17 protein-coding genes are annotated in these 23,556 nt (G+C 69.0%); 11 read left to right on the top strand and 6 right to left on the bottom strand.

All coding sequences use genetic code 11. From position 1 onward, the window contains the following. The first annotated feature begins 163 nt into the window (after nucleotides 1–163). Entirely contained in the window at nucleotides 164–3,370 is a 3,207-nt protein-coding gene (locus tag C664_RS03510) for an error-prone DNA polymerase (RefSeq protein ID WP_004253341.1), read from the top strand. A gap of 19 nt (nucleotides 3,371–3,389) precedes the next feature. Here the strand turns inward: C664_RS03510 and C664_RS03505 are convergent, their stop codons facing one another. From C664_RS03505 to C664_RS03490, 4 genes are all read right to left on the bottom strand, one after another. Next, nucleotides 3,390–4,064 carry an ABC-type transport auxiliary lipoprotein family protein gene (locus tag C664_RS03505; RefSeq protein ID WP_004253339.1) on the bottom strand — a complete coding sequence of 225 codons (675 nt, stop codon included), beginning with the start codon at nucleotides 4,062–4,064 and terminating at the stop codon, nucleotides 3,390–3,392. Next, a complete protein-coding gene (locus C664_RS03500; protein WP_004253336.1) occupies nucleotides 4,061–5,005 on the bottom strand; it encodes an MlaD family protein in 945 nt (314 codons plus the stop codon). The genes C664_RS03505 and C664_RS03500 overlap by 4 nt, the downstream gene beginning before the upstream one ends. A gap of 86 nt (nucleotides 5,006–5,091) precedes the next feature. After that, nucleotides 5,092–5,907, bottom strand: coding sequence for an ABC transporter ATP-binding protein (locus tag C664_RS03495; protein WP_004253332.1), 816 nt, complete (start codon nucleotides 5,905–5,907; stop codon nucleotides 5,092–5,094). Continuing rightward, complete coding sequence (locus C664_RS03490) at nucleotides 5,904–7,043, bottom strand: ABC transporter permease (protein WP_004253327.1); 1,140 nt, start codon at nucleotides 7,041–7,043, stop codon at nucleotides 5,904–5,906. The genes C664_RS03495 and C664_RS03490 overlap by 4 nt, the downstream gene beginning before the upstream one ends. Nucleotides 7,044–7,271: 228 nt before the next feature. On the opposite strand from C664_RS03490, the gene C664_RS03485 reads away from it, so the two are divergent. The 3 genes from C664_RS03485 to C664_RS03475 are packed head-to-tail and all read left to right on the top strand — an operon-like array spanning nucleotide 7,272 to nucleotide 12,280. Further along, complete coding sequence (locus tag C664_RS03485) at nucleotides 7,272–8,339, top strand: HlyD family secretion protein (protein WP_004253323.1); 1,068 nt, start codon at nucleotides 7,272–7,274, stop codon at nucleotides 8,337–8,339. 17 nt (nucleotides 8,340–8,356) lie between these two features. Further along, nucleotides 8,357–11,128: a ribosome-associated ATPase/putative transporter RbbA gene (gene rbbA, locus C664_RS03480; protein ID WP_004253320.1), complete on the top strand. Its 2,772-nt coding sequence runs from the start codon at nucleotides 8,357–8,359 to the stop codon at nucleotides 11,126–11,128. Nucleotides 11,129–11,140: 12 nt separating this feature from the next. Continuing rightward, nucleotides 11,141–12,280: an ABC transporter permease gene (locus C664_RS03475; protein WP_004253317.1), complete on the top strand. Its 1,140-nt coding sequence runs from the start codon at nucleotides 11,141–11,143 to the stop codon at nucleotides 12,278–12,280. A 25-nt stretch (nucleotides 12,281–12,305) separates the two neighbouring features. On the opposite strand, the gene C664_RS03470 is transcribed toward C664_RS03475, so the two are convergent. Then, nucleotides 12,306–13,481, bottom strand: coding sequence for an MFS transporter (locus C664_RS03470; protein ID WP_004253315.1), 1,176 nt, complete (start codon nucleotides 13,479–13,481; stop codon nucleotides 12,306–12,308). Nucleotides 13,482–13,610: 129 nt separating this feature from the next. Here C664_RS03470 and C664_RS03465 point away from each other — a divergent pair, with 129 nt between their 5' ends. From C664_RS03465 to C664_RS03450, 4 genes are all read left to right on the top strand, one after another. Beyond that, nucleotides 13,611–14,198, top strand: coding sequence for a TetR/AcrR family transcriptional regulator (locus C664_RS03465; protein WP_004253313.1), 588 nt, complete (start codon nucleotides 13,611–13,613; stop codon nucleotides 14,196–14,198). Between the two features lie 79 nt (nucleotides 14,199–14,277). Next, nucleotides 14,278–15,435 (top strand): iron-containing alcohol dehydrogenase, encoded by a 1,158-nt coding sequence (locus tag C664_RS03460; RefSeq protein WP_004253310.1) that lies wholly within the window; start codon nucleotides 14,278–14,280, stop codon nucleotides 15,433–15,435. 59 nt (nucleotides 15,436–15,494) lie between these two features. Next, entirely contained in the window at nucleotides 15,495–16,592 is a 1,098-nt protein-coding gene (locus tag C664_RS03455) for an NADH:flavin oxidoreductase/NADH oxidase (RefSeq protein ID WP_004253307.1), read from the top strand. A gap of 278 nt (nucleotides 16,593–16,870) precedes the next feature. Beyond that, complete coding sequence (locus tag C664_RS03450; protein WP_004253305.1) at nucleotides 16,871–18,073, top strand: GGDEF domain-containing protein; 1,203 nt, start codon at nucleotides 16,871–16,873, stop codon at nucleotides 18,071–18,073. A 29-nt stretch (nucleotides 18,074–18,102) separates the two neighbouring features. On the opposite strand, the gene C664_RS03445 is transcribed toward C664_RS03450, so the two are convergent. Continuing rightward, on the bottom strand, nucleotides 18,103–18,804 hold the full coding sequence (locus C664_RS03445; protein ID WP_157353920.1) for a hypothetical protein: 702 nt from the start codon (nucleotides 18,802–18,804) through the stop codon (nucleotides 18,103–18,105). A 249-nt stretch (nucleotides 18,805–19,053) separates the two neighbouring features. On the opposite strand from C664_RS03445, the gene C664_RS03440 reads away from it, so the two are divergent. The 3 genes from C664_RS03440 to C664_RS03430 are packed head-to-tail and all read left to right on the top strand — an operon-like array spanning nucleotide 19,054 to nucleotide 23,548. Next, nucleotides 19,054–19,293 (top strand): RNA recognition motif domain-containing protein, encoded by a 240-nt coding sequence (locus C664_RS03440; protein ID WP_004253299.1) that lies wholly within the window; start codon nucleotides 19,054–19,056, stop codon nucleotides 19,291–19,293. Continuing rightward, entirely contained in the window at nucleotides 19,286–20,449 is a 1,164-nt protein-coding gene (locus C664_RS03435) for an efflux RND transporter periplasmic adaptor subunit (RefSeq protein ID WP_004253297.1), read from the top strand. The genes C664_RS03440 and C664_RS03435 overlap by 8 nt, the downstream gene beginning before the upstream one ends. A gap of 15 nt (nucleotides 20,450–20,464) precedes the next feature. Continuing rightward, nucleotides 20,465–23,548 (top strand): efflux RND transporter permease subunit, encoded by a 3,084-nt coding sequence (locus tag C664_RS03430; RefSeq protein ID WP_004253294.1) that lies wholly within the window; start codon nucleotides 20,465–20,467, stop codon nucleotides 23,546–23,548. The last annotated feature ends 8 nt before the right edge of the window (nucleotides 23,549–23,556 follow it).

Here is a 23,556-nt window from a genome sequence, read left to right as displayed (position 1 = left end):
GACAGGCTTCGCTCCGCCGGGGCGGAGCAAGGCTGCGAAGTGTACCGGGCATCAATGATTTAGGCGACTGTGGTGGACCCGAAATTGAACGCTGCGCCAGCGAACGAGGCGAGATCCGGAAGCCGGCATTGCCTCGATGACTGTATTTTTTTACAGTCAACACATGGCGAACGAACATGCCGAACTCCACTGCCTGAGCAACTTCAGCTTCCAGCGCGGCGCCTCTCACCCCGAGGAGCTCGTCGCGCAGGCAGCCGCATTCGGCTACGCGGCCATCGCCCTCACCGACGAATGCTCGCTGGCCGGCATCGTGCGCGCCCATCGCGCACTGAAGGCACTGCCCGAGGACAATCGCCCGAAGCTGATCATCGGCAGTGAGCTGCATCTGGCCGACGGTCCCTGCGTCGTGCTGCTGGCGACCAACCGCGCCGGCTACGGCCAGCTGTCGCGCCTCGTCACCCGCGCCCGGCGCGCCGCCGACAAGGGCACCTACCGGATCACGCGGGCGATGCTCGACGGCGCCTGTCCCGATTGCCTCGCCCTGCTCGTGCCCCCTCCCGGCTTTCCGCCCTTGAAGGACGGCGCAGAAGACCACCTTGCACTGGAGGCTGACGCCGCCTGGCTGGCGCAGCACTTTCCCGGTCGAGCGTGGATCGCGGTGACGACGCAGCTCGACGGCCGCGACCGCGCACGCATCACCTTGCTGCGCCGCATCGCCCGTGGCACCGGCATCCCGGCCGTGGCCGCCAGCGGCGCACTGATGCACGACGCCGCGCGCCGCCCGCTGGCCGACGTGATGACGGCGCTACGCCTGCACTGCAGCGTGGCCGAGGCGGGCCTGGCGCTCGCCCCCAACGCCGAACGCCGGCTGCACGACCGCGACACCCTCGCCCGCCGCTATCCACCCGCGCTGCTCGCCGAAACCCTGGCCGTCGCCGCCCGCTGCAGCTTCAGCCTCGACGAGCTGCGCTACGAATACCCGGCCGAACTCGTGCCCGATGGCGCAACACCGGCCAGCTGGCTGCGCCGCCTGGTGGAAGACGGCCTGGCCTGGCGCTACCGCGACCAGACGGACGCAACGGCACCACCGTCGGTGCGGACCCAGATCGAACACGAACTGGCGCTGATCGCCGAACTCGGCTACGAGCCCTACTTCCTCACCGTGCACGACATCGTCCGCTTCGCCCGCAGCCAGGGCATCCTGTGCCAGGGCCGCGGCTCGGCGGCCAACTCGGCCGTGTGCTGGGCGCTGGGCATCACCGAAGTCGATCCGACCCTGGGCATCATGCTGGTCGAGCGCTTCATCTCGCGCGAGCGCAACGAGCCGCCCGACATCGACGTCGATTTCGAGCATGACCGGCGCGAGGAGGTCATCCAGTACATCTACCGCAAGTACGGCCGCGACCGCGCCGCGCTCGCCGCCACCGTCATCAGCTACCGCGCCCGCAGCGCGCTGCGCGACGTCGGCCGCGCGCTCGGCCTGGGCGAGACGCAGATCGAACGCCTGACGCGCGAGCACCACTGGTTCGACGGCCGCCGCATCCTGCCCGAGCGCCTGGCTGAAGCCGGACTCGACCCCGCCAGCCCGGTCACCCGGCGCCTGGTCGCACTCACCGAGGAACTCATCGGCTTTCCGCGCCACCTGTCGCAGCATGTCGGCGGCTTCGTCATCGCCCGCGGCCGGCTCGACGAGCTGGTGCCGGTCGAGAACGCCGCGATGCCCGAGCGCACCGTGATCCAGTGGGACAAGGACGACCTCGACGCGGTCGGCCTGATGAAGATCGACGTGCTCGCGCTTGGCATGCTGTCGGCGCTGCGCCGCGGGCTGGCGCTGGTGTCGGCCTGGCGCGGGCAGTCATTGACGCTGGCGAGCATTCCGCGCGAACGGCACGCGGTGTATGAAATGCTGTCGCGCGCCGATTCGGTCGGCGTGTTCCAGGTCGAATCGCGCGCGCAGATGACCATGCTGCCGCGCCTCAAGCCGCACTGCTTCTACGACCTGGTGGTGGAGGTCGCCATCGTGCGCCCCGGTCCGATCCAGGGCGGCATGGTCCATCCCTACCTGCACGCGCGCGAACGCGCGGCGCGGCACGAAGACCCGATGGACGGCCTGCGCGCGGAGATCCGCGGCGTGCTGGCGCGCACGCTGGGCGTACCGATCTTCCAGGAACAGGTGATGCAGCTCGCGGTGGTGGCGGCCGGCTTCACCGGTGGCGAGGCCGACCAGTTGCGGCGCGCGATGGGTGCCTGGCGACGCAAGGGCGAGCTCGAGCGCTACCGCGACAAGCTGTTGCAGGGCCTGGCCGACAACGGCTACGACGCCGATTTCGCCCAGCGCCTGTGCCAGCAGATCGAGGGCTTCGGCAGCTACGGCTTTCCCGAATCCCACGCCGCCAGCTTCGCGCTGCTGGTCTATGCCTCGGCCTGGCTGAAGTGCTTCGAACCCGCCGCCTTCCTCGCCGCGCTGCTCAACAGCCAGCCGATGGGCTTCTATTCGCCTTCGCAGCTGATCCAGGACGCACGCCGCCACGGCGTGGAAGTGCGCCCGGCGGACGTCACCGTCAGCGACTGGGACTGCACGCTGGAGCCGGCAGGCGTGCAGATCTCGGACCCGACGACGCCCGCACCGACGGATGCCGGCGCCACCCCCCCCGTTCAGCCACAGCCCGCCGTTCGCCTCGGCCTGCGCATGATCCACGGCCTCGGGCAGGATGCTGCCGCCCGCATCGCCACGGCCCGCCGCTCGCACGCCTTCGCCGACGTGCAGGAGCTCGCCGCCCGCGCCCGGCTCGATGCCGGCACGCTGCGCACGCTCGCCGCCGGTGGCGCACTGGCCACGCTGGCCGGTCATCGCCGCCAGGCGCTGTGGCAGGCCAGCGGCGCAGCCCCCCTGCCCGGCGTGCTGGCGAATGCGCCGGGAGGTGATGCGGCCGTCAGCCTCGCCGCCCCGGCCGAGACGGAGGACCTGCTCGCCGACTACGCCCGCCTCGGCTTCACGCTGGGCCGCCATCCGCTGTCATTCGTGCGCGACCAGCTCGCGCGGCTACGCTTCCTCACCGCGACCGACATCGCCCGCGCGCCCGACCGCATGCTCGCTCGCGGCGCCGGACTGGTCACCTGCCGCCAGCGCCCGGCCACCGCCAAGGGCACGCTGTTCGTCACGCTGGAGGACGAGACCGGCCTGACCAACGTCATCGTCCGCCCCGAGCTGTTCGAGCAGCAGCGCCGCATCCTGCTCGGCGCGCGGCTGATGGGCGTGTTCGGCCAGATCAGCCGCCAGGGGCGGGTCGTGCATCTGGTGGCGAGCCGGGTGGTGGACCACTCCGAACTGCTGGGCACGCTGCAGGCCAGGAGCCGCGACTTTCACTGAGCGCGCCCCAGGCGCGATTTCAGTCGGCGCAGGCCTTCGGCAGGCAGCGTGCGATCTCGCCGGCCGCCCACCCTACCAGCGCGTCCGCAACCGTCGTCGATGCCTCGCCGAAGCCCGCCACCACCTGCGGCACCGCCACGCCCGCCGGGCGTTGGCGCGCCTCGAACAGCCGCGAGGCGACGATCCGGCGCCCGTCGCGCTGGACCAGGCGCGCGTCCAGGCGCACGACCACCTCGGGCGCACCGTCGCGGTACTCGCTGTGGAAGGCCAGCAGTTCGCTGGCGATCTCGTAGTCCGCCTGCAGCCGCTGTTCATCGCTGCTCAGCGCCGCGATGCGGCCGTCGCTGCGGAAGGCCTCGACGATGCGGTCGCGCAGCAGCACCGGCACGGGTTCGCTCCAGTTCGCGCCCTTGTACACGCTGACGCGGTTCGCGTCGGGCACGACGAGGATGCGCTGGCCGGACAGCTGCGTGCCCGCCACCGGGCGGGACACCCGCAGCGACACGGGCAAGGTCGGCTCCCCCTGCCCTTGCGCAGCCATGCGACTCGCCGGCGCGCCCGGCAGCAGATAGGTGTCGACGGGCTCGGGCCGTGGCAGCACCGAGCAGGCCGAGGACAGCACGATCACGGCAACGAGGCCGGCACGGGCCGCGATCCGGTTCAGGGACGAAACATCGGCTTTGCGGATGCTCATGGCGTGAACTCCTTCACCGGCTCGAGGCCGAGCAGATAGTCGGTCGGTCTGTTCTCGAGCTGACGCGTGATGGCGCGCAGCGAGGCCAGCGTGTCGCGCAGCTCGGCCAGTGCCGGGCCGAGTTCGGCCACGCCGCGCACGCCGCTGTCGAGCGCGCCGCGGTTGTCACTGACCAGGGCATCCACCGTCAGCATGGCGCGCTCGAACGCCGCCATCGACTGCTGCGCGCTCTTCAGCGTCTGCGCGCCATGCACGTCCACCAGCCGGTTGGCTGCACCGACGAGCTTCGTCGCCTCGACCAGTGCGGCGTTGGCCTGCCCGCTGGCGCGCGCCAGTTCGCGCAGCGCCAGCGTGATTTCCTCGCGCTCGGCTGCGATCGTGCCGGTCGCCTGTTCCAGGTTGTGCAGGGTGCGGCCGATGCTGTCGACGTTGTCGGCCGAGAACAGCTCACGTGCCTGGATCAGCAGTTCGTTGACGTTCAGCACCACGTCCTCGCCGTCGGCCAGGAGCTTGGTCAGCGGTGACGGCGTGGCGATGATGACCGGCACTTCGTCTCCCGATGCGGCGGTCAGCGGCGGGCTCGCCATGTTCTCGCCGCTGCTCAGGCGGATGATCGACATCCCGGTGATGCCCGCCGGCACCAGCCGGGCCTGGGTGTCGGTGCGCACCGGCGCGGCGCTATCGACGCGCACGCGGGCGATGACCCGGCGCGGGTCCTGCGGGTCGAGCCGCAGGCTGGAGACGTCACCGATCTTGATGCCGTTGAACTCGACCGTGCTGCCCTTGGACAGGCCGCTCACCGCCTCCTGGAAGACGATGTCGTAGCTCTGGAACTGCTTGTCGGCGTCGGCCTTGCCGAGCCACAGCGCGAACAGCAACGCCGCACCGACCACCAGCACGGTGAAGAAGCCGATCAGCACGTGATGGGCACGCGTTTCCATGTCAGGCCTCCCGCCGGGTCGCCCCAAGGGCGGCCTGCGCCCCCTTGGTGGACAGCAAACGCAATGCGCGTAGGGATCGTTTCATCTCAGGTTTGCTCCGGTGTGGATTCGGGTTCGCAGCCGCTCGCCTGTGCTGCATCCGCAGCGGCGCGGCCGCGCGGCCCGTGAAAGTATTCGCGGATCCACGCATCGTCGGTGGCGGCCACCGCCGCGAGCGTGTCGTTGATCAGCACCTTCTTCTGCGCCAGCACGGCGATGCGGTCGGTGATGGTGTAGATGGTGTCGAGATCGTGGGTGACGATGAACACCGTCAGCCCGAGCGCGTCGCGCAAAGTGAGGATCAGCTGGTCGAAGGCCGCCGCGCCGATCGGGTCGAGGCCGGCGGTGGGCTCGTCGAGGAACAGGATGTCCGGGTCGAGCGCCAGGGCGCGCGCCAGCGCCGCGCGCTTGACCATGCCACCAGACAGGTCCGACGGATACTTGTCGCCGGCATTGGCCGGCAGCCCAGCGAGCGCGATCTTGAGCCGCGCCAGCCGCGCGGCATCGGCCGCCTTCAGCCCGGCATGCTCGATCAAGGGCAGCGCCACGTTCTCGGCCACCGTCAGCGACGAGAACAGCGCCCCCTTCTGGAACAGCACGCCGAAGCGGCGCTCGACCGCGCTGCGGCGCGCGGGCGGCAGCGTCAGCAGGTCCTCGCCGAACACGCTGACCGTGCCCACCGCCGGCCGGTTGAGGCCGACGATGGTGCGCAGCAGGACCGACTTGCCGGTGCCCGACCCGCCCACCACGCTCAGGATCTCGCCGCGGCGCACGTCCAGGTCAAGCCCGTCATGCACCACCTGGGTGCCGAACTGGTTGCGCACGCCGCGCACCTCGATGATGTTCTCGCCAGGGCGTTTCACCAGCCCATCTCCATGCAGAACAGCGCCGCCACCGCATCGACCACGATCACGGTGAAGATCGACTGCACCACCGCCGAGGTCGTGTGCTCGCCCACCGACTGCGCGCTGCCGCTGACGCGAAAGCCCTCGAGGCAGCCGATGATGCCGATGAGGAAGGCGAAGATCGGCGCCTTGGCCATGCCGACCAGGAAATGCGTGATGCCGACGTTGTTCTCCACCACCGACAGGAACATCACCGGCGAGATGTCGAGCTTCGCGGCGCACACCAGCATGCCGCCGACGATGCCGGAGATCATCGCGACGAAGGTGAGCATCGGCAGCGCGATCAGCAAGGCCGCCACCCGCGGCAGCACCAGCAGTTCGACCGGGTCGAGCCCGAGCACGCGGATCGCGTCCACCTCCTCGTTGGCGCGCATCGAGCCGATCTGCGCGGTGAAGGAACTCGCGGTGCGGCCGGCGACGATGATCGCGGTCAGCAGCACGCCGAACTCGCGCAGGAAGGAATAGGCCACCAGGTCGACGGTAAAGATGCTGGCGCCGAACTCCGCCAGCACCGTGGCGCCGAGAAAGGCCACCACCGCACCGACCAGGAAGGTCAGCAACGCGACGATGGGCACGGCATCCAGCGCCGTGCGCTCGAGGTTGGCGACCAGCGAGGTCATGCGCCAGCGTCGCGGCCGCAGCAGCACAGCGAAGGCCGTCTGCAGCGTGATGCCGATGAAGCCGGCGATATCCACGACATGGCGCCAGAACACCACCGTCGTGCGGCCGACATGCTCGAGCACGTCGCCCAACGCGTAGCCCCGACGCAGGGGCGCAGCGGGTTCGCTCGTGAGGGCATCCGCCACGGCCTTCAGCAGCGCGCGCCGTTCCGCGCCCAGCGGACTCGCATCGCCGGCCAGGTGCGCGAGGTGTGTGGCGCCCAGCAGATCGTGCAGCAAGGCCACGCCGGCGGTGTCGAGCGCGCCCAACGCGGCGACCTCGACCCGCGTGCCAGACTCGACCTGCGACCGCAAGGCCGCAACGCGCGACGCGAGTGCGCCATAGTGCGCGATCGTCCAGTCGCCGCTCAGCGCCAGGCGGCTCTCGCCTGCGCTGCGGGACAACACGACCGTGCCTTCGCCTGCGCTCGTCATCGCGCTCCGCACTCCCTGTTGCCCAGCCTTGTGTTCATCGAAACCCTCACCAATTCGTCATCACCCGCAGATTGTCACACCGCATGCACCGTCAAGCGGACCAATTAAAGTGCAGTGCAACAATTCTTGCTAGAGTGTCATCACCGTCACGCGCGCCGCGCCCCGTCTGCAGCGGCCCGACGACCCGGCCACGGCTATGCGCCGCGGCCCACAGACCGGAAAGATGCCATGAAAACCGAAAACAAACGCAAGGCGGCATGGACCCTCGCCGCGGGTCTTGCCCTCGTCGCCATCGTCGCGTGGTCGTTCCTGCGCCCGCAGGACGAGGACGGCAACGTCGTCCGCGGCAATGGCCGCATCGAAGCCACCGAGGTCGATGTGGCGGCAAAGGCAGCCGGCCGCGTGCAGGACATCCTTGTCAATGAAGGCGACTTCGTGCAGGCAGGCGACATCGTGGCCCGCATGGACGCGAAGGCGCTCGAGGCCCAACTCGCCCAGGCCCGCGCCGAGGTCGCCAATGCCATGAGTGCGCGCGAAACCGCACTCGCCCAGGTCGCCCAGCGCAAGGCCGACGTCGCGATGGCCGAGGCGGTGCTGGTGCAGCGCCGCTCCGAACTCGACATCGCGCGCAAGACCAGCGCTCGCTCGCAGGCCCTGCGCGCCGATCGCGCCATCTCCGAGCAGGTGGCCGACGACAACGCCGCGCGCGTGCGCAACGCCGAGGCCAACATCAGCGTGGCTCACGCCCAGATCGCCGCCGCGCAGGCCGGCGTGCGCGCTGCCGACGCCCAGGTGGCGCAAGCCAGCGCCGCGATCGAGGCGGCCAAGGCCGTGGTCGCCCGCCTGGAAACCGAGATCGAGGACAGCGTGCTGAAGGCGCCGCGCAGCGGCCGCGTGCAGTACCGTGTGGTGCAGCCGGGCGAGGTGGTCGCCGGCGGCGGCAAGGTCGTCAGCCTGGTCGATGTCGGCGACGTGTACATGACCTTCTTCCTGCCCGAGATGGCCGCCGGACGGGTGGCGATGGGCAGCGAGGCGCGCATCGTGCTCGATGCCGCCCAGCACTACGTGATTCCCGCGAACGTATCCTACGTTGCCAGCGTCGCCCAGTTCACGCCGAAGGCAGTCGAGACCCAGAGCGAGCGCCAGAAGATGGTGTTCCGCGTCAAGGCGCGCGTCGATCCCGAGTTGCTGGCGAAGTACCCCGAGCAGGTCAAGACCGGCCTGCCCGGCGTCGCCCACGTGCGGCTGAACGACACCCAGCCCTGGCCCGAGACGCTGCAGGTGAAGCTGCCGTGACCCGGGAGGGCGGCGCGATGGGAACGGATACCCGCCAGCACGTGATGCCCGGTGGCGACGCCCAACCGCCGGTCGTGCGCCTCGCCGAACTCTCGCATCGCTACGGCGACGTGCTCGCCGCGGACGGCGTCACGCTCGACATCCCCGCTGGCCGCATGGTCGGCTTCATCGGCCCCGATGGCGTCGGCAAGTCGACCTGGCTCGGGCTGATCGCAGGCGCGCGCCAGATCCAGCACGGCACGGTCGAGGTGCTGGGCGGCGACATGGCCAGCGCGCGCCACCGCGGCGCCGTGTGTCCGCGCATCGCCTACATGCCGCAGGGCCTGGGCAAGAACCTTTATCCGACACTGTCGGTGTTCGAGAACATCGATTTCTTCGGCCGCCTGTTCGGCCAGTCACGCGCCGAACGCGATGAGCGCATCGCCGAACTGCTCGCCTCCACTGGCCTCGCCGACTTCGCCGACCGCCCGGCCAACAAGCTGTCCGGCGGCATGAAGCAGAAGCTCGGCCTGTGCTGCGCGCTGATCCACGATCCCGACCTGCTGATCCTCGACGAGCCCACCACCGGCGTCGATCCGCTGTCGCGCCGCCAGTTCTGGGAACTGATCGGCCGCATCCGCGCGCGCCGCCCGGGTATGAGCGTGCTGGTCGCCACCGCCTACATGGAAGAGGCCGAGCAGTACGACTGGCTGGTGGCAGTCGACGCCGGCCGCGTGCTCGCCACCGGCACGCCGGCCGCACTGCACGGCCAGACCGGTACCGACACGCTGGAAGAAGCCTTCCTCGCGCTGCTGCCGCCCGAGCGCCGCGGCGACCACGAGGCGCTGACGATTCCGCCGCTCACCGCCGGCGAGGTCGTCATCGAGGCGCGCGACCTGCAGATGCGCTTCGGTGATTTCATCGCGGTCGACGACGTCAACCTGCAGGTGCGACGTGGCGAGATCTTCGGTTTCCTCGGCTCGAACGGCTGCGGCAAGTCCACCACCATGAAGATGCTCACCGGCCTGCTGCCGCCCAGCCGCGGCGAGGCGCGCCTGCTGGGCGAGGTGCTCGATGCACGCAACATCGACACCCGCCGCCGCGTCGGCTACATGTCGCAGGCCTTCTCGCTGTATGGCGAACTGTCGGTCCGGCGCAACCTGCAACTGCATGCCCGCCTGTTCGAGCTGTCGCAGGCCGAGGGCGATGCGCGCATCGCCGAGTTGGCCCGCCGTTTCGATCTCGAGCCGGTCATGGACGCCCTGCCCGACGCGCTGCCGCTGGGCCTGCGCCAGCGCCTGCAACTGGCGGTGGCGGTGCTGCACCGGCCCGACGTGCTGATCCTCGACGAGCCGACCTCCGGCGTCGATCCGGTGGCGCGCGACCATTTCTGGGCGCTTATCGTCGACCTGTCGCGCAAGGACGGCGTGACGATCTTCATCACCACCCACTTCATGAACGAGGCCCAGCGCTGCGACCGCATCTCGCTGATGCACGCCGGCCGCATCCTCGCCAGCGACACGCCGGCCGCGCTGATGGCGCGGCGCGGCGCCGACAGCCTGGAAGACGCCTTCGTCGGCTATCTGGCCGAAGCGAGCGGCGTGCAACTGCTGCCGCCCGACGCCCCGGCGGCCGTGTCCGACGGCACGGCCGCCACCCCTGCGCCCCACCCGACGGCCCCCGCCCGCTTCAGCCTTGGCCGCCTGTTCAGTTTCAGCACGCGCGAGGCCACCGAGCTGCGGCGCGACCCCTTCCGCCTGACGCTGGCGCTGCTCGGCACCGTGATCCTGATGCTGGTGATGGGCTACGGCATCAGCACCGACGTCGAGGACCTGAGCTACGCGGTGCTCGACCTCGACCGCAGCACGGCGAGCGAAAGCTATACGCTCAACATCGCCGGCTCGCGCTATTTCCTCGAGAAGCCGCCGCTGGAAAGCCATGCCGACATCGACCGCCGCATGCGCGCGGGCGAGCTGGCAATGGCCATCGAGATCCCGCCCGGCTTCGGTCGCGACCTGGCGCGCGGCGCGCGACCGGAGATCGGCGTCTGGCTGGACGGCGCCATGCCGATGCGCGCCGAGGTGGCGCGCGGCTACGTGATGGGCGTGCATGCGCAGACGCTGACCGAGGCGGTCACCGCCTCCACCGGTACGCGGCCCGCCGCGCTGGCAGACATCGCCGTGCGCTATCGCTACAACCCCGAGATGCGCAGCCTCATCGCCATGGTGCCGGCGGTGATCCCGATGCTGCTGGTCTTCATCCCCTCCATGCTCACCGCGCTGGGCGTGGTGCGCGAGAAGGAGCTCGGCTCCATCCTCAACGTCTACACCACGCCGGTGACCAAGCTCGAGTTCCTGCTCGGCAAGCAGCTGCCCTACATCGGCTTGTCGATGCTCAACTGCGTGCTGATGTTCGTGCTCGCGGTCACGCTCTTCGACGTGCCCTTCAAGGGCAGCCTGGCAGCCTTCTTCCTCGGCGCCCTGATCTACGTCACCGCCACCACCGGCCTGGGCCTGCTGATGTCGACGCTGACCAACAGCCAGGTCGCGGCGATGGCCGGCACCTCGATAGGCACCCTGCTGCCGGCGATCCAGTTCTCCGGCATGCTCGACCCGGTGTCTTCGCTCGAAGGCGCGGGCGCGGTGCTCGGCCAGATCTACCCGACGACGCACTTCCTCACCATCAGCCGCGGCACCTTCGCCAAGGCGCTCGATTTCGGCGACCTGGGCGCCTCCTTCGTGCCACTGCTGGTGGCGATTCCGGTGCTGACCGTGGCTTCGGCGCTGCTGCTGAAGAAACAGGCGCGCTGAGGAGGACGGACCATGGCCACGCGCAAGCGCACGCTGCACAACACCTGGCACCTCGGCATCAAGGAATTCCACAGCCTGCTCGGCGACTGGACGATGCTGTTCCTGATCGTGTTCATGTTCACCGTGTCGGTGTATGCCGACGCCCGCGCCAAGCCCGAGAGCCTGCACCGCGCCTCGATCGCGGTCGTCGACGAGGACCAGTCGCAGCTCTCCACCCGCATCATCGCCGCGCTGCAGCCGCCGCAGTTCATTCCGCCCGAGCACGTGACGCTGGCCGACATCGACAAGGGCATGGACGCCGGCCTGCACACCTTCGTGCTCGACATCCCGCCCAACTTCCAGCGCGACGTGCTGGCCGGGCGCACCCCCGCGCTGCAGCTCAACGTCGACGCCACGCGCCAGAGCCAGGCGCAGACCGGCACCGGCTACATCCAGAACATCGTCAATGACGAGATCCGCGCCTTCGTGCAGCGTTACCGCAGCACCGCGGTGCAGCCAGTGCAACTGGTCGAGCGCGCGATGTTCAACCCCAACCTCACCGAAAGCTGGTTCGCCGCGGTCACCGCGATCATCAACAACATCACCCTGCTCGGCATCCTGCTGACCGGCGCCGCGCTGATCCGCGAGCGCGAGCACGGCACCATCGAGCACCTGCTGGTGATGCCGGTGACGCCCTTCGAGATCATGCTGTCCAAGGTATGGTCGATGGGCGTCGTGGTGCTGATCGCCTCGTCCTTCTCGCTGCAGGTGGTGGTGAAGGGCGTGCTCGGCGTGGTCGTGCCGGGTTCGGCCGTGCTGTTCGCCGCGGCCACCCTGCTCTACCTGTTCGCCGCGGCCTCGATCGGCGTCTTCATGGGCACGCTGGCGCGCAACATGCCGCAGTTCGGGCTGATGAGCATCCTGGTGCTGCTGCCGCTGCAGATCCTGTCCGGCGCACTGACGCCGCGCGAGAGCATGCCCGACGTCGTGCGCGGGCTGATGTCGCTGACGCCGACCACCCACTTCGTCAGCCTCGCACAGGGCGTGCTGTTCCGTGGCGCCGGCATCGACGTCGTGTGGCCGGAATTCCTGATGGTGGCAGCCATCGGCGGAATCTTCTTCGCCCTCGCCCACCACCGCCTGCGCAGCACCATCGGCAAGATGCAGAGCTGAACGCGGGCCGCCCCCGCTGCCCGGCTCAGGCGCTGGCCGCCTCGCGCCGGCGATGCATCGCCAGCCAGATCAGCGCCACGCCGGTCAGCACCACCGGCACCAGCGAACCCACGTTCAGCAGCGTCCAGCCCTGGGTCGTGACCAGCGCGCCGGACGCGAACGAGGTCACCGCCATGGTGGCAAACACCGCAAAGTTGATCGCCGCCTGCGCCTTGTCCTTTTCCTCGGGGCGATAGGCCTGCATCGCCAGCGTGGTGCTGCCGGTGAAGAGGAAGTTCCAGCCCACGCCGAGCAGGAACAGACCGATCAGGAACTGGTGCAGGTCCTGCCCCGACAGCGCGACCGCGATGCAGGCGAAATTCAGCGCGACGCCCACGCCCATGACCTGCAGCACACCGAAACGCTTGATCAGGTGACCGGTGAAGAAGCCCGGCGCGAACATGCCGATCACGTGCCATTCCAGCACCAGCGCCGCATCCGAGAACGGCATGCCGCACACGTCCATCGCCAGCGGCGTCGCCGCCATCAGCAGGTTCATCACACCATAGCCCAGCGCCGCGCCCACGGTGGAGACGATGAACACCGGCTGGCGCATGATCTCGCCCAGCGGACGCCCCCCATCGCTGCCCGCGGCCTTGGGCGGCTCGGGCGGAAACCGGATACCGGCCATCACCACCATCGAGATCAAGGCGACCACGGCCAGCGCGAGATAGGAACCAAGGAAAGGCGCGCCCATCGCCTCGCGCGTGTAATTGGCCAGATTGGGGCCGACCACCGCGCCCAGCAGTCCGCCCGCCAGCACCAGCGATACCGCCTTCTCGCGGAAGGACGCCGGCGCCAACTCGCCGGCGGCGAAGCGGTAGAGCTGACCATTTGCGCTGTAGTAGCCGGCGATCACCGTGCCCGCCACCAGCAGCCAGAAGCTGCGCAGGTACAGGGCCAGCGCACACAGCAGCGCCGTCAGCAGCGCCACCAGCAGGCCGAGCTGGAAGGACGTCTTGCGTCCCCAGCGCTGCTGGCTGCGCGCCACCAGGCCGGTGGACATCGCACCGCCGACCACGTAACCCATCACAGGCAGGGTCGCCATCCACGCGAGCGGCGCCAGGGTCAGGCCCACCAGGCCGTTGATGGCGATGAAGACCACGTTGTTGGTCAGGAACAGGCCCTGGGCGATGGCCAGCAGCCAGAGGTTCTTCTTCATGAGCAGTTTCTTGTTTTCTGATGCGAGACTGAAATGTACCGCTTTAAGGGATCGAGGTTCCACCCGCGTTCACCTTCGCGGCCAGCAAAACTAGACGACCGGTCTAATTTGCGCGTATGATCCGCCGCCATGAGTTCTCGCCACACCGATACCCGCCAGCACATCCTCGACACCGGTAACCGCATCATCGCGGCCAAGGGCTTCTCCTGCGTCGGTCTCGCGGAACTGCTGCAGGCCTCGGACGTGCCCAAGGGCTCGTTCTATCACTACTTCAAGTCGAAGGAAGCCTTCGGCCAGGCCTTGCTGCAGGACTACTTCGACAACTACCTGGGCCAGTTGGACACCCTGTTCGGCACGCCCGGGCTGGACGGCAGGACGCAGCTCCTGCGCTATTTCGGCCAGTGGCGCAGCACCCAGGCGCAGGAGAACTGCAACGAACAGAAGTGCCTCGTGGTCAAGCTCGGCGCCGAGGTTGCGGACCTGTCGGAAGCGATGCGGCTCACGCTGCGCGACGGCACCGACCGCATCATCGGCCGCCTCGCCGACTGCGTGGAGAGCGGCGTCGCCGACGGCTCGCTGCCGGCGCTCGAGCCCCTGCCCACGGCACGCACGCTGTACCAGCTCTGGCTCGGCGCCAGCCTGCTGGCCAAGCTGCACCGCGACGAAAGCCCGCTCGAGCATGCCTGGGCGGCCACCCAGCATCTGCTCGAACCCTGATTTTTTTGCCCGAACGCTAGACGACCAGTCTAATTTCTCCATCCCAGAGGCCGCCGACACGGCGGCGCAAGGAGCCGACATGCTGAACTTCGATTACTACAACCCCACCCGCATCGTCTTCGGCAAGGACAGCATCGCCCGCCTCGACGAACTCGTGCCGGCCGACGCCCGCGTGATGGTGCTGTACGGCGGCGGCAGCGCCGAACGCAACGGCACCCTGGCCGAGGTCGAGGCCGCGCTCGGCGCACGTACCGTGCAGCGCTTCGGCGGCATCGAACCCAACCCGGCCTACGAGACCCTGATGGGCGCGGTCGAGCAGATCCGCCGCGAGAAGCTCGACTTCCTGCTCGCCGTCGGCGGCGGCTCCGTCATCGACGGCACCAAGTTCGTCGCCGCAGCGGTGAATTACGCCGGCGAACCGTGGACCATCCTCGAGACCGGTGGCAAGCACGTCACCCAGGCCCTGCCGATGGGCTGTGTGCTGACGCTGCCCGCCACCGGCTCGGAGATGAACTGCTTCTCGGTCGTCACCCGCAAGTCGCTGCAGGCCAAGCTCAGCTTCGCCAGCCCGCTGGTGTTCCCGCGTTTCTCGGTGCTGGACCCGGTCAAGACCTTCACGCTGCCCCCGCGCCAGATCGCCAATGGCGCGGTCGATGCCTTCGTGCATGTGATGGAGCAGTACATGACCTACCCGGTCAATGCACCGGTGCAGGATCGCTACGCAGAAAGCCTGCTGCAGACGCTGATCGAAGTCGGCCCGCAGGCGCTGGCCACGCCCGAGGACTACGAGGTGCGTGCCAACCTGATGTGGACCGCCACGCAGGCGCTCAACGGCCTGATCGGCGCCGGCGTGCCGCAGGACTGGGCGACGCACATGATCGGCCACGAGATCACCGCCTTGTACGGTCTCGACCACGCGCAGACGCTGGCCATCGTGCTGCCCAACCTGCTCCAGCAGCGTCGCGACGCCAAGCGCGCCAAGCTGCTGCAGTTCGCCGCACGCGTGTGGGACATCCACACCGGCACCGAGGACGAGCGCATCGACGCGGCCATCGCCCGCATGCGCGCCTTCTTCGAGTCGCTCGGCGTCAAGACCCGCCTGTCCGACTACGGCATCGCCGCCGACGCGGTCGACCGCATCGTCGCCCAGCTCGAGGCCCACGGCATGAAGAAGCTCGGCGAACACCGCGACATCGACCTCGCCACCAGCCGCCGCATCCTCGAAGCCTGCGTGTAAGCACGGCCCCACCCTCAACCCCAACCGACTCGCACAAGAACCCCGAAAAAGGATCACGCATGACCGCACTGTTTCAACCCTTGAAGCTCAAGGACGTCACCCTGCGCAACCGCATCGCCATTCCGCCGATGTGCCAGTACATGGCCACCGACGGCGTCGCCAACGACTGGCACCAGGTGCATTACCCGGCGCTCGCCCGCGGCGGCGCCGGCCTCGTCATCGTCGAAGCCACGGCCGTCTCGCCCGAGGGTCGCATCAGTCCGGCCTGCCTGGGCCTGTGGAACGACACCCAGGCTGCGGCACTGGCCCCCATCGCCGCGTCGATCAAGGCCGCCGGCGCCGTGCCCGGCATCCAGATCGGCCACGCCGGCCGCAAGGCCAATGCCAACCGTCCGTGGGAAGGCGACGACCACATCGCCGAGGGCGACCCGCGCGCCTGGGGCACGATCTCGCCCTCGGCGATCGCCTTCGGTGCCAACCTGCCCAAGGTGCCCAAGGCGATGACGCTGGACGACATCGCCCGCGTGCGCGCCGACTTCGTGGCTGCCGCCCGGCGGGCGCGCGACGCCGGTTTCGAGTGGCTGGAACTGCACTTCGCCCACGGCTACCTCGGCCAGAGCTTCTTCTCGGTGCACGCCAACCAGCGCGACGACGCCTACGGCGGCAGCCTGGAGAACCGCAGCCGCTTCCTGCTCGAGACGCTGGCCGCCGTGCGCGAGGTGTGGCCGGAGCACCTGCCTCTGACCGCCCGCTTCGGCGTCATCGAGTACGACGGCCGCGACGAGGAAACGCTGGCGGAATCGATCGAGCTGGCGCGCAACTTCAAGCAGGGCGGGCTCGACCTGCTGAGCGTCAGCGTCGGCTTCTCGACCCTGCAGGCCAACATCCCCTGGGGGCCGGCCTTCCTCGCCCCCATCGCCGGCCGCGTGCGTGCCGAAGCCGGCCTGCCCGTCGCCTCCGCCTGGGGCATCGACGATCCGCAAGTGGCTGACGGCACGGTCGCCAAGGGCCAGCTCGACCTCGTCATGGTCGGCCGCGCCCACCTCGCCAACCCGCACTGGCCGATGCAGGCGGCCCGCGCACTGAAGATCGATCGCCCGACCTGGGTGCTGCCGGCGCCGTACGCACACTGGCTTGAACGCTACGGCGCACGCTGATCGCGATTGCCGCGGGTACACTGAAGCGGGGCCGGGGTGGATTCCACCTCGGCCCCGTGCAATTTCACACGCAGAAATGCGTGTTTTCTCCCTTTCCGTCTTTTTGTTCTTTTAATCTGTATCGCCACAAATGATGTCTTTTTACTGAACACCCACCCGTCGCAGACCGCCGTGCGTCGCCGCCCGCCGGGTTGGCACACCATAGTCGAGCCGCCAGACGAGCCGGGCGGCGACCCGGCTGAATCGCAGATCCCGAAGAAAAAATAGAAGGAAGCCGAGTGCATAGCCACACCCTGCTGGTCATGGCTGCGATCCTGATGTGCATCGTCACGATGGTGCTCGCGGTGATGTGGCACTTCAACCGCCGCATTCCCGGCCTCGGCAGCTGGGGGCTGGCCTACCTGAGCGGCTTCGCGCTCTGCGGTCTACTCCTTGCGCACGGCCGCCTGCACGAAGCGGCTTTTGTCGCCGCGGTGCAGACGCTGACCTTCCTCGTCGCCTATCTCAATCTTGCCAGTGCGCGCGCCTATGTCGGCCGCCCCCCGCTGCCGCGCCGCTACGTCGCCGGAGCCCTCACCGGCGTTGTCGCCCTGTCTCTGTATTTCACGATCGGACAAGCCCATCCGGGCGCACGGTTTGCCATATCGAGCCTTGCAGCCGGCAGTCTCTTCCTGCTGAGCGGCCGAGCCTTGGCGACGGGCAGCATCGCGCACTATCCGGGGCGCTACCTGTTCGCGCTCGCCAGCGGCGCACATGGTGTTTTCCTGTTGCTGCGACCGCTGCTTTTCAGCCCGGGCAACGCAGGCCTGTTCGACGCGACGAACGTGCTGACGATTTCGCAGTTCGTCGTGCTCGAGTCGATCGTCGCATTGATGCTGATGGCCTTTTGCATCCTGATGCTGGCCAACGAGCACAGCGCGGCGAAACTGCGCCGTCTGGCCGAACGTGACCCGCTGACCGATGTCTTCAACCGGCGCTCCTTCCTGAACCTGTTCGACAAGGCCCTCAGCCAGGGCGCGCGCAGCGCCCGGTCCGTCGCGGTGCTGCTCGTCGACCTGGACCGCTTCAAGTCCATCAACGACAGCGTGGGCCACAAGGGGGGTGATGAAGCCCTGCGCCATTTCGTCCGCACTGCCGTGACGACGCTGCGCAACGAAGATGTGATCGGCCGGTTCGGGGGCGAGGAATTCGCCATTCTCCTGGCCGGCAGCGGACTCCATGACGCCCTCGCAACCGCCGAGCGTCTGCGTGCAGCGATCGAAGCGAACCCATTGCAGCTCGGTGGCGCCACGATGGTGCTGACAGTCAGCATTGGCGTCGCAAGCTCGTGCAGGCACGACGACGCGGACGCCATGCTCGACCGCGCAGACAAGGCGATGTACGCCGCAAAGCACAAGGGTCGCAACCGGGTCGAAACCCTGGATCAGGAATCCGGTCTGCGCCCGCCCCAACATGCGGCTTTGCCGCAGGCGGGCCGCTAATGGGAATTCGCAGCGGGAAGTGATGCGCCCTACCCGTGCGTCCCGGGTGCCGCGCAAGCCTGGCCCGCGCCCCCCAAAGGACGCGACACCAGTTCGCCGCGATAGCCGGATTCGCCCGGGTCCGGCACATGGAAGCAGCCCTCTCCGGAATTCCAGAACACCAGCAGCCGCACGCTGCCGCGCAGGTGTGCGGGCGTGATCTCGTCCGGCAGGATCGCGGCCTTCTCCTCTGCAAGCGCCTGGATCTCGGCCTCCAACGCCGATCCCGCGCGGTCGCGCGCATGGTCCGCGATCAGGCCGGCGAAGGCCACGCAGGCCCGCTCGTATTGCGAGGCCGAGACATCCAGCGGAAACAGCAGCTTCACCGTCCAGCCCTCGGGAGAGGCATAGGCGAAAGACAGGTTGCCCGAGAAATACGCGTCGGCCACCAGCGAACCGTCCTGCCTTCGCAAGCGACGGATCACCGAGGCGCCGCGGCTCAGGGCCTTGTCGTAGAGCCTGCCCAGGCCGCGCTTGAGTATCTGGTAGTGATCCTTGCCGGCCTCGGCCAGCATGGCACCGAAGTACTTTTCCCCCACCCAGATCAGAACCGCGGTCGGGAAGAGCCATTCGACGAAGGCCTGTGGCCCCAGGTCCTGATGCTCGACAGAGCACCCAAGGCCCGCCGCCTCGAGGTCCTCGACGGCATCCGCCAGCTCACGTTCGCTATCGGGCGACAGGGTCTGGATCAACACGGACGTTTCGTTCGGAACCGGCATCGCTCAAACCTCCATTCGTCCATCAGGGGCCGCCGATCGGGGCGGCGTGAGGGTCGCGCCTGCGCCCCGCTCTGACTCTAGTCGGCCTTCTCGTCCTCGTGAAGGCCGGACGGCGCCATCTCGCCGACCCGAAATGGGCCGACCGCCCCCGATTCTCAGCGCAGCTGGTCTATCCTTCGGGGACGCTGCCGGGGTGCCCCGGTGCAACGCCGGAGTGCCAGAATGAAGCTGCTCCTGTCGGGCCTGAGTCCCGAAACGAACCTCGACACGCTGCGCGAGCGCATGAGCCATTTCGGCCCGGTCGGTACGATCGAGGTCATCCGCGAGGGCGACCCCGACACGCCGTGGTTCATCGTCGAACTCGACCTGCCGCCCGGCGCCGCCAACGACGTTGCGCGACGGATCGACGGGATCTATTTCCACGACCGCTTCATCCACGCACGAGTGCTGCTCCATGGTTGAGTTCCGACGCAGTCCATCGTCCACCGCCGTGTCCTCGCAGCGACACCGCCAGCTGGCACGCCTCGCTCCGGTAGCCGGCACGATCCTGCTCGCAGTGCTCACAGGATGCAGTGAGCCCCCAGCCCCCGAGGCGGCGCTCGATCCGGTACGCCCGGCCCTGATCCTCGCGGTTGGGTCGCAGGCGGCCACGGACGGCGGACTCCGCTTGCCAGGACGCATCCGCGCGGCCAAGCGCGCCGAGCTCTCGTTCGACGTACCCGGCTTCGTCGACCGCTTCAGCCTCGAGGAAGGGCGGCAGGTGAAGGCCGGGGAGGTCGTTGCGCACCTGGACGACCACATCTACCGATCGCGGCTCGACGCTGCACGTGCCGAGTTCGAGCGCGCGCGCAGCGACCTCGCGCGCTACCAGCGGTTGTGGGACACCGAGATGGCGGTCGCGCGCTCCGAGGTCGATGACCGGCGCGCCCGCCTCGAAACCGCGCGAACCAGCCTCGCCGCTGCCGAGCGCGACCTCGCCGACACGGTCATCAAGGCGCCTTTCGAGGGCGTGATCACCCGCCGCCGTGTCGAACCCTTTACCAACGTGCAGGCCAAGCAGCCGATCGCCGAGCTGCAGGACCTGCGCGCGCTCGAGGTGGTGGTGAACGTGCCGGAGCGCCTGGTGCGCCACATGCGGCCGCAGCAAGGCGCGGTCGCCTTTCTGGAAGGCGACCGCGCGGTGGAGAACGGCACTGGCGCCCCGGAGCAGGCGCTGACGCTCGAACTGAAGTCCTTCGCAGCCGAGGCCGATCCGCTGACGCAGACCTATGTGGTGGTGCTTGCGGTGCGCTCGGCGCCGCCAGGCACGAACCTGCTGCCGGGGATGGCGGTAAGCGTGGAGCCGGCGGCGAATACGGCTGAAACGACCGACGCCTCCGGAGCGAGCGCCGCAATCACCGTGCCGCTCGCCGCCGTCGCCGCCGACGCACACGGCCAGCCGGGTGTATGGGTGGTCGGGAACGACGGGCGGGTCGCACGCCGGGCGATCCGCACCGGCGCCATCGTCGGCGCCGAGATCGCCGTGGACGCCGGCCTCGCCCCGGGCGATCGCATCGTCGCCGCCGGCATCGGCGCGCTGCGCGAGGGTATGCCGGTGCGCCCGCTCGAATCCCGCTGAGTCCGGGACGCAGACATGAACATCGCCGAATACACGATCCGCAAGGCGGTCGTCGCCTGGATGGTCACGCTGCTGGTGCTGGTGGGCGGCTGGCTGTCCTATGAGCGGCTGGGACGCTTCGAGGACCCGGAGTTCGTCATCCGCCAGGCGGTGGTCGTCACTGCCTACCCGGGCGCCTCGCCGGCACAGGTGGCCGAGGAGATCACCGACCTGATCGAGGGCGCGGTGCAGCAGATGCAGGAGGTGGAGGAGATCACCTCGGTGTCGCGCGCCGGTGAATCGCTGGTGAAGGTCGAGGCCAGACTGGCCTTCTCGCGCACCCAGGCCGAACTCGACCAGGTGTGGGACAAGCTGCGCAGCAAGATCGCCGAGGCCGCGCGCGCGCTGCCGCCAGGCGCAGCGGAGCCGGTGGTGAAGAGTGACTTCGGCGACGTCTTCGCGCTCTTCTACGCCCTCACCGGCGACGGCTACAGCCCGCGCCAGCTGTGGGACTACGCGGACCTCCTGCGCCGCGAGCTGGTGCTGGTGCCCGGTGTGGCGCGGGTTGCGCTGCTGGGCGAGCGCAAGGAGGCGATCTACGTCGAGGTGTCCAGCGCCCGCGCCGCGCAACTGGGCGTGCCGCTGGACCGGATCCATGCCTCACTGCGCGCGCAGAACCTGATCGCGCCTGCGGGGGCGGTCGGCGCCGGCCCGCTGCGACTGCAGATCCAGCCGGCCGATGACGTCGTCTCGGTGGAAGCCCTCGGTCAGCTCGTGGTGGCCGGTGACGCCAACGGCGGCCTGCTGCGCCTGCGCGACGTGGCCGACATCCGCCGCGAGTACGTCGACCCACCCGCCGCGCTGATGCGCCATGACGGCCGACCGGCAATCGGGCTGGGCATCTCCAACGTGCAGGGCGGCAACGTCGTCGAGATGGGCGATGCGGTCAAGCGCAGGCTGGCCGAGCTGGAAGGCCAGCGCCCGATCGGGATGGAGCTGAACGTGGTCTCCTTCCAGTCGGACTCCGTGCGCGCCGCGGTGTCGGGTTTCGTCGACAACCTGGTGGCCGCGGTAGTGATCGTGGTGGTGGTGCTGTTGCTGTTCATGGGACTGCGCAGCGGGCTCATCATCGGCGCGGTGCTGGTCCTGACCGTGGCCGGCACCCTGATCGCGATGCTGATGGACGGCATCGCCATGCAGCGCATCTCGCTCGGTGCGCTGATCATCGCGCTGGGGATGCTGGTGGACAACGCCATCGTGGTCACCGACGGCATTCTGGTGCGGCTGCAAAAGGGCGAACAGGTAGCCGCCGCGGCGGGCGCGGTGGTGCGCGCGACCGTATGGCCGCTGCTGGGCGGCACGGTGGTCGGCATCCTCGCCTTCAGCGCAATCGGCCTCTCCCCCTCCGACATGGGCGAATACGCAGGCTCACTGTTCTGGGTAATCCTGTATTCGATGCTGCTGTCGTGGCTGTTCGCCATCACGCTGACCCCGCTGCTGTGCGCCGCCTTCCTGAAGGTGAAGGTGCAGACGGTCGCCGACGAAAGCCGGCTGCTGCGCGCCTATCGCCGCCTGCTGCAGGGCGTGCTGGCCCACCGTGCCGCGAGCGGCATTGCGCTGGCCGGCCTGCTCGCCGCCGGCGTCGTCGCGTTCGGCCACGTGCCGGCGGGCTTCATGCCCGATTCGGCGCGGCCGCAGTTCGTGGTCGACCTGACGCTGCCGCAGGGCACCGACATCCACGCCACCGCGGCGGTCGTCGACCAGGCCGAGGCGAAGGTGCGCGCGGCGCCCGGCGTTACCCACGTTTCGAGCTTCATCGGCCAGGGCGGGCTGCGCTTCATGCTGACCTACAGCCCCGAGGACCCCAACCCCGCCTACGGGCAGCTGCTGGTCGACGTCGAGCGCTTCGAGGACATCGCCGGCCTGATCGAACGCCTGCAGCCCGAGCTAGAAGCCGCCTTTCCGGACGCGAGCGTGAAGGTGTGGAAGTTCATGCTTGGCCGCGGCGGAGGGAAGAAGATCGAAGCCGCATTCCGCGGCCCCGACCCGGCGGTGCTGCGCCGGCTGGCGGACGAGGCCAAGGCGATCATGGCCGCCGACCCCGATGCCGTGGCCATCCAGGACGACTGGCGCCAGTCGGTGCCGGTGGTGCGTCCACGCTTCTCGGTCGAGGCGGCACAGCGCGCCGGCGTGCTGCCCTCGGACATCGCAGCCGCGCTCGAGCGCAACTACGTCGGCCAGCAGATCGGCGTGTATCGCGAGAACGAGCGTCTGATTCCCATCCTCGCCCGTTCGCCGGCGGACGAACGCCGCGGCGTGGAAGATCTCGGCAACGCCCAGGTGTTCAGCGCCACCGCCGGCAAGTACGTGCCGGTGAGCCAGTTCATCGAGCGCATCGACACGGTGTGGGAAGACGCACTGATCCGGCGCGAGAACCGCTTCCCGACCATCAAGGCGCAGTGCGACCCGCCTGCGGGTCAGTTGTCCGCGCCGCTTTTCGAGCGCCTGCGGCCTCGGATCGAGGCCATCGCCCTGCCGCCGGGCTACGCGCTGGAATGGCATGGCGAGTACAAGGCCTCGGCCGAGGCCAATGCCGGACTCGCAGCCGCTGCGCCCTTCGGCTTCGCAGCGATGGTGGTGGCGGTGATCGTGATGTTCAACGGTCTGCGCCAGACCGCGGTGATCTGGCTCACCGTGCCGCTGGCGGTCGTCGGCGTTGCGGTCGGGCTGCTGTTGTTCCAGGCGCCCTTCGAGTTCATGGCCATCCTCGGCTTCCTGAGCCTGACCGGCATGCTGATCAAGAACGCGATCGTGCTGGTGGACCAGATCGACGTCGAGATCCGCGACGGCAAGCCGCGCCTGCTCGCGCTGCTGGACGCCTCGGCCAGCCGTGCGCGCCCGGTCTTCCTCGGCGCAGCGACCACGGTGCTCGGCGTGGCGCCGCTGCTGGTCGACCCCTTCTTCCGCAGCATGGCAGTGACGATCATGTTCGGCCTGATCTTCGCGACCGGCCTCACGCTCGTGGTGGTGCCCCTGCTGTACGCCAGCTTCTTCCGCATCCGCGGGGACGAGATGCGCACGACCACCTGCACCACGCCCGGCCCGGAGAGCGCAGCATGAGTCCGACG

Source organism: Thauera sp. 63 (assembly GCF_000310165.2).
GTDB lineage: Bacteria > Pseudomonadota > Gammaproteobacteria > Burkholderiales > Rhodocyclaceae > Thauera > Thauera humireducens.
Note: the sequence above shows the minus strand (reverse complement) of the source record. Positions and strands in the feature narration are given on the sequence as shown.

Coding starts and splice junctions, on each gene's coding strand:
- C664_RS03510 (WP_004253341.1), top strand. CDS start 164: ATGGCGAACGAACATGCCGAACTCCACTGCCTGAGCAACTTCAGCTTC.
- C664_RS03505 (WP_004253339.1), bottom strand. CDS start 4,064: ATGAGCATCCGCAAAGCCGATGTTTCGTCCCTGAACCGGATCGCGGCC.
- C664_RS03500 (WP_004253336.1), bottom strand. CDS start 5,005: ATGGAAACGCGTGCCCATCACGTGCTGATCGGCTTCTTCACCGTGCTG.
- C664_RS03490 (WP_004253327.1), bottom strand. CDS start 7,043: ATGACGAGCGCAGGCGAAGGCACGGTCGTGTTGTCCCGCAGCGCAGGC.
- C664_RS03485 (WP_004253323.1), top strand. CDS start 7,272: ATGAAAACCGAAAACAAACGCAAGGCGGCATGGACCCTCGCCGCGGGT.
- rbbA (WP_004253320.1), top strand. CDS start 8,357: ATGGGAACGGATACCCGCCAGCACGTGATGCCCGGTGGCGACGCCCAA.
- C664_RS03475 (WP_004253317.1), top strand. CDS start 11,141: ATGGCCACGCGCAAGCGCACGCTGCACAACACCTGGCACCTCGGCATC.
- C664_RS03470 (WP_004253315.1), bottom strand. CDS start 13,481: ATGAAGAAGAACCTCTGGCTGCTGGCCATCGCCCAGGGCCTGTTCCTG.
- C664_RS03465 (WP_004253313.1), top strand. CDS start 13,611: ATGAGTTCTCGCCACACCGATACCCGCCAGCACATCCTCGACACCGGT.
- C664_RS03460 (WP_004253310.1), top strand. CDS start 14,278: ATGCTGAACTTCGATTACTACAACCCCACCCGCATCGTCTTCGGCAAG.
- C664_RS03455 (WP_004253307.1), top strand. CDS start 15,495: ATGACCGCACTGTTTCAACCCTTGAAGCTCAAGGACGTCACCCTGCGC.
- C664_RS03440 (WP_004253299.1), top strand. CDS start 19,054: ATGAAGCTGCTCCTGTCGGGCCTGAGTCCCGAAACGAACCTCGACACG.
- C664_RS03435 (WP_004253297.1), top strand. CDS start 19,286: ATGGTTGAGTTCCGACGCAGTCCATCGTCCACCGCCGTGTCCTCGCAG.
- C664_RS03430 (WP_004253294.1), top strand. CDS start 20,465: ATGAACATCGCCGAATACACGATCCGCAAGGCGGTCGTCGCCTGGATG.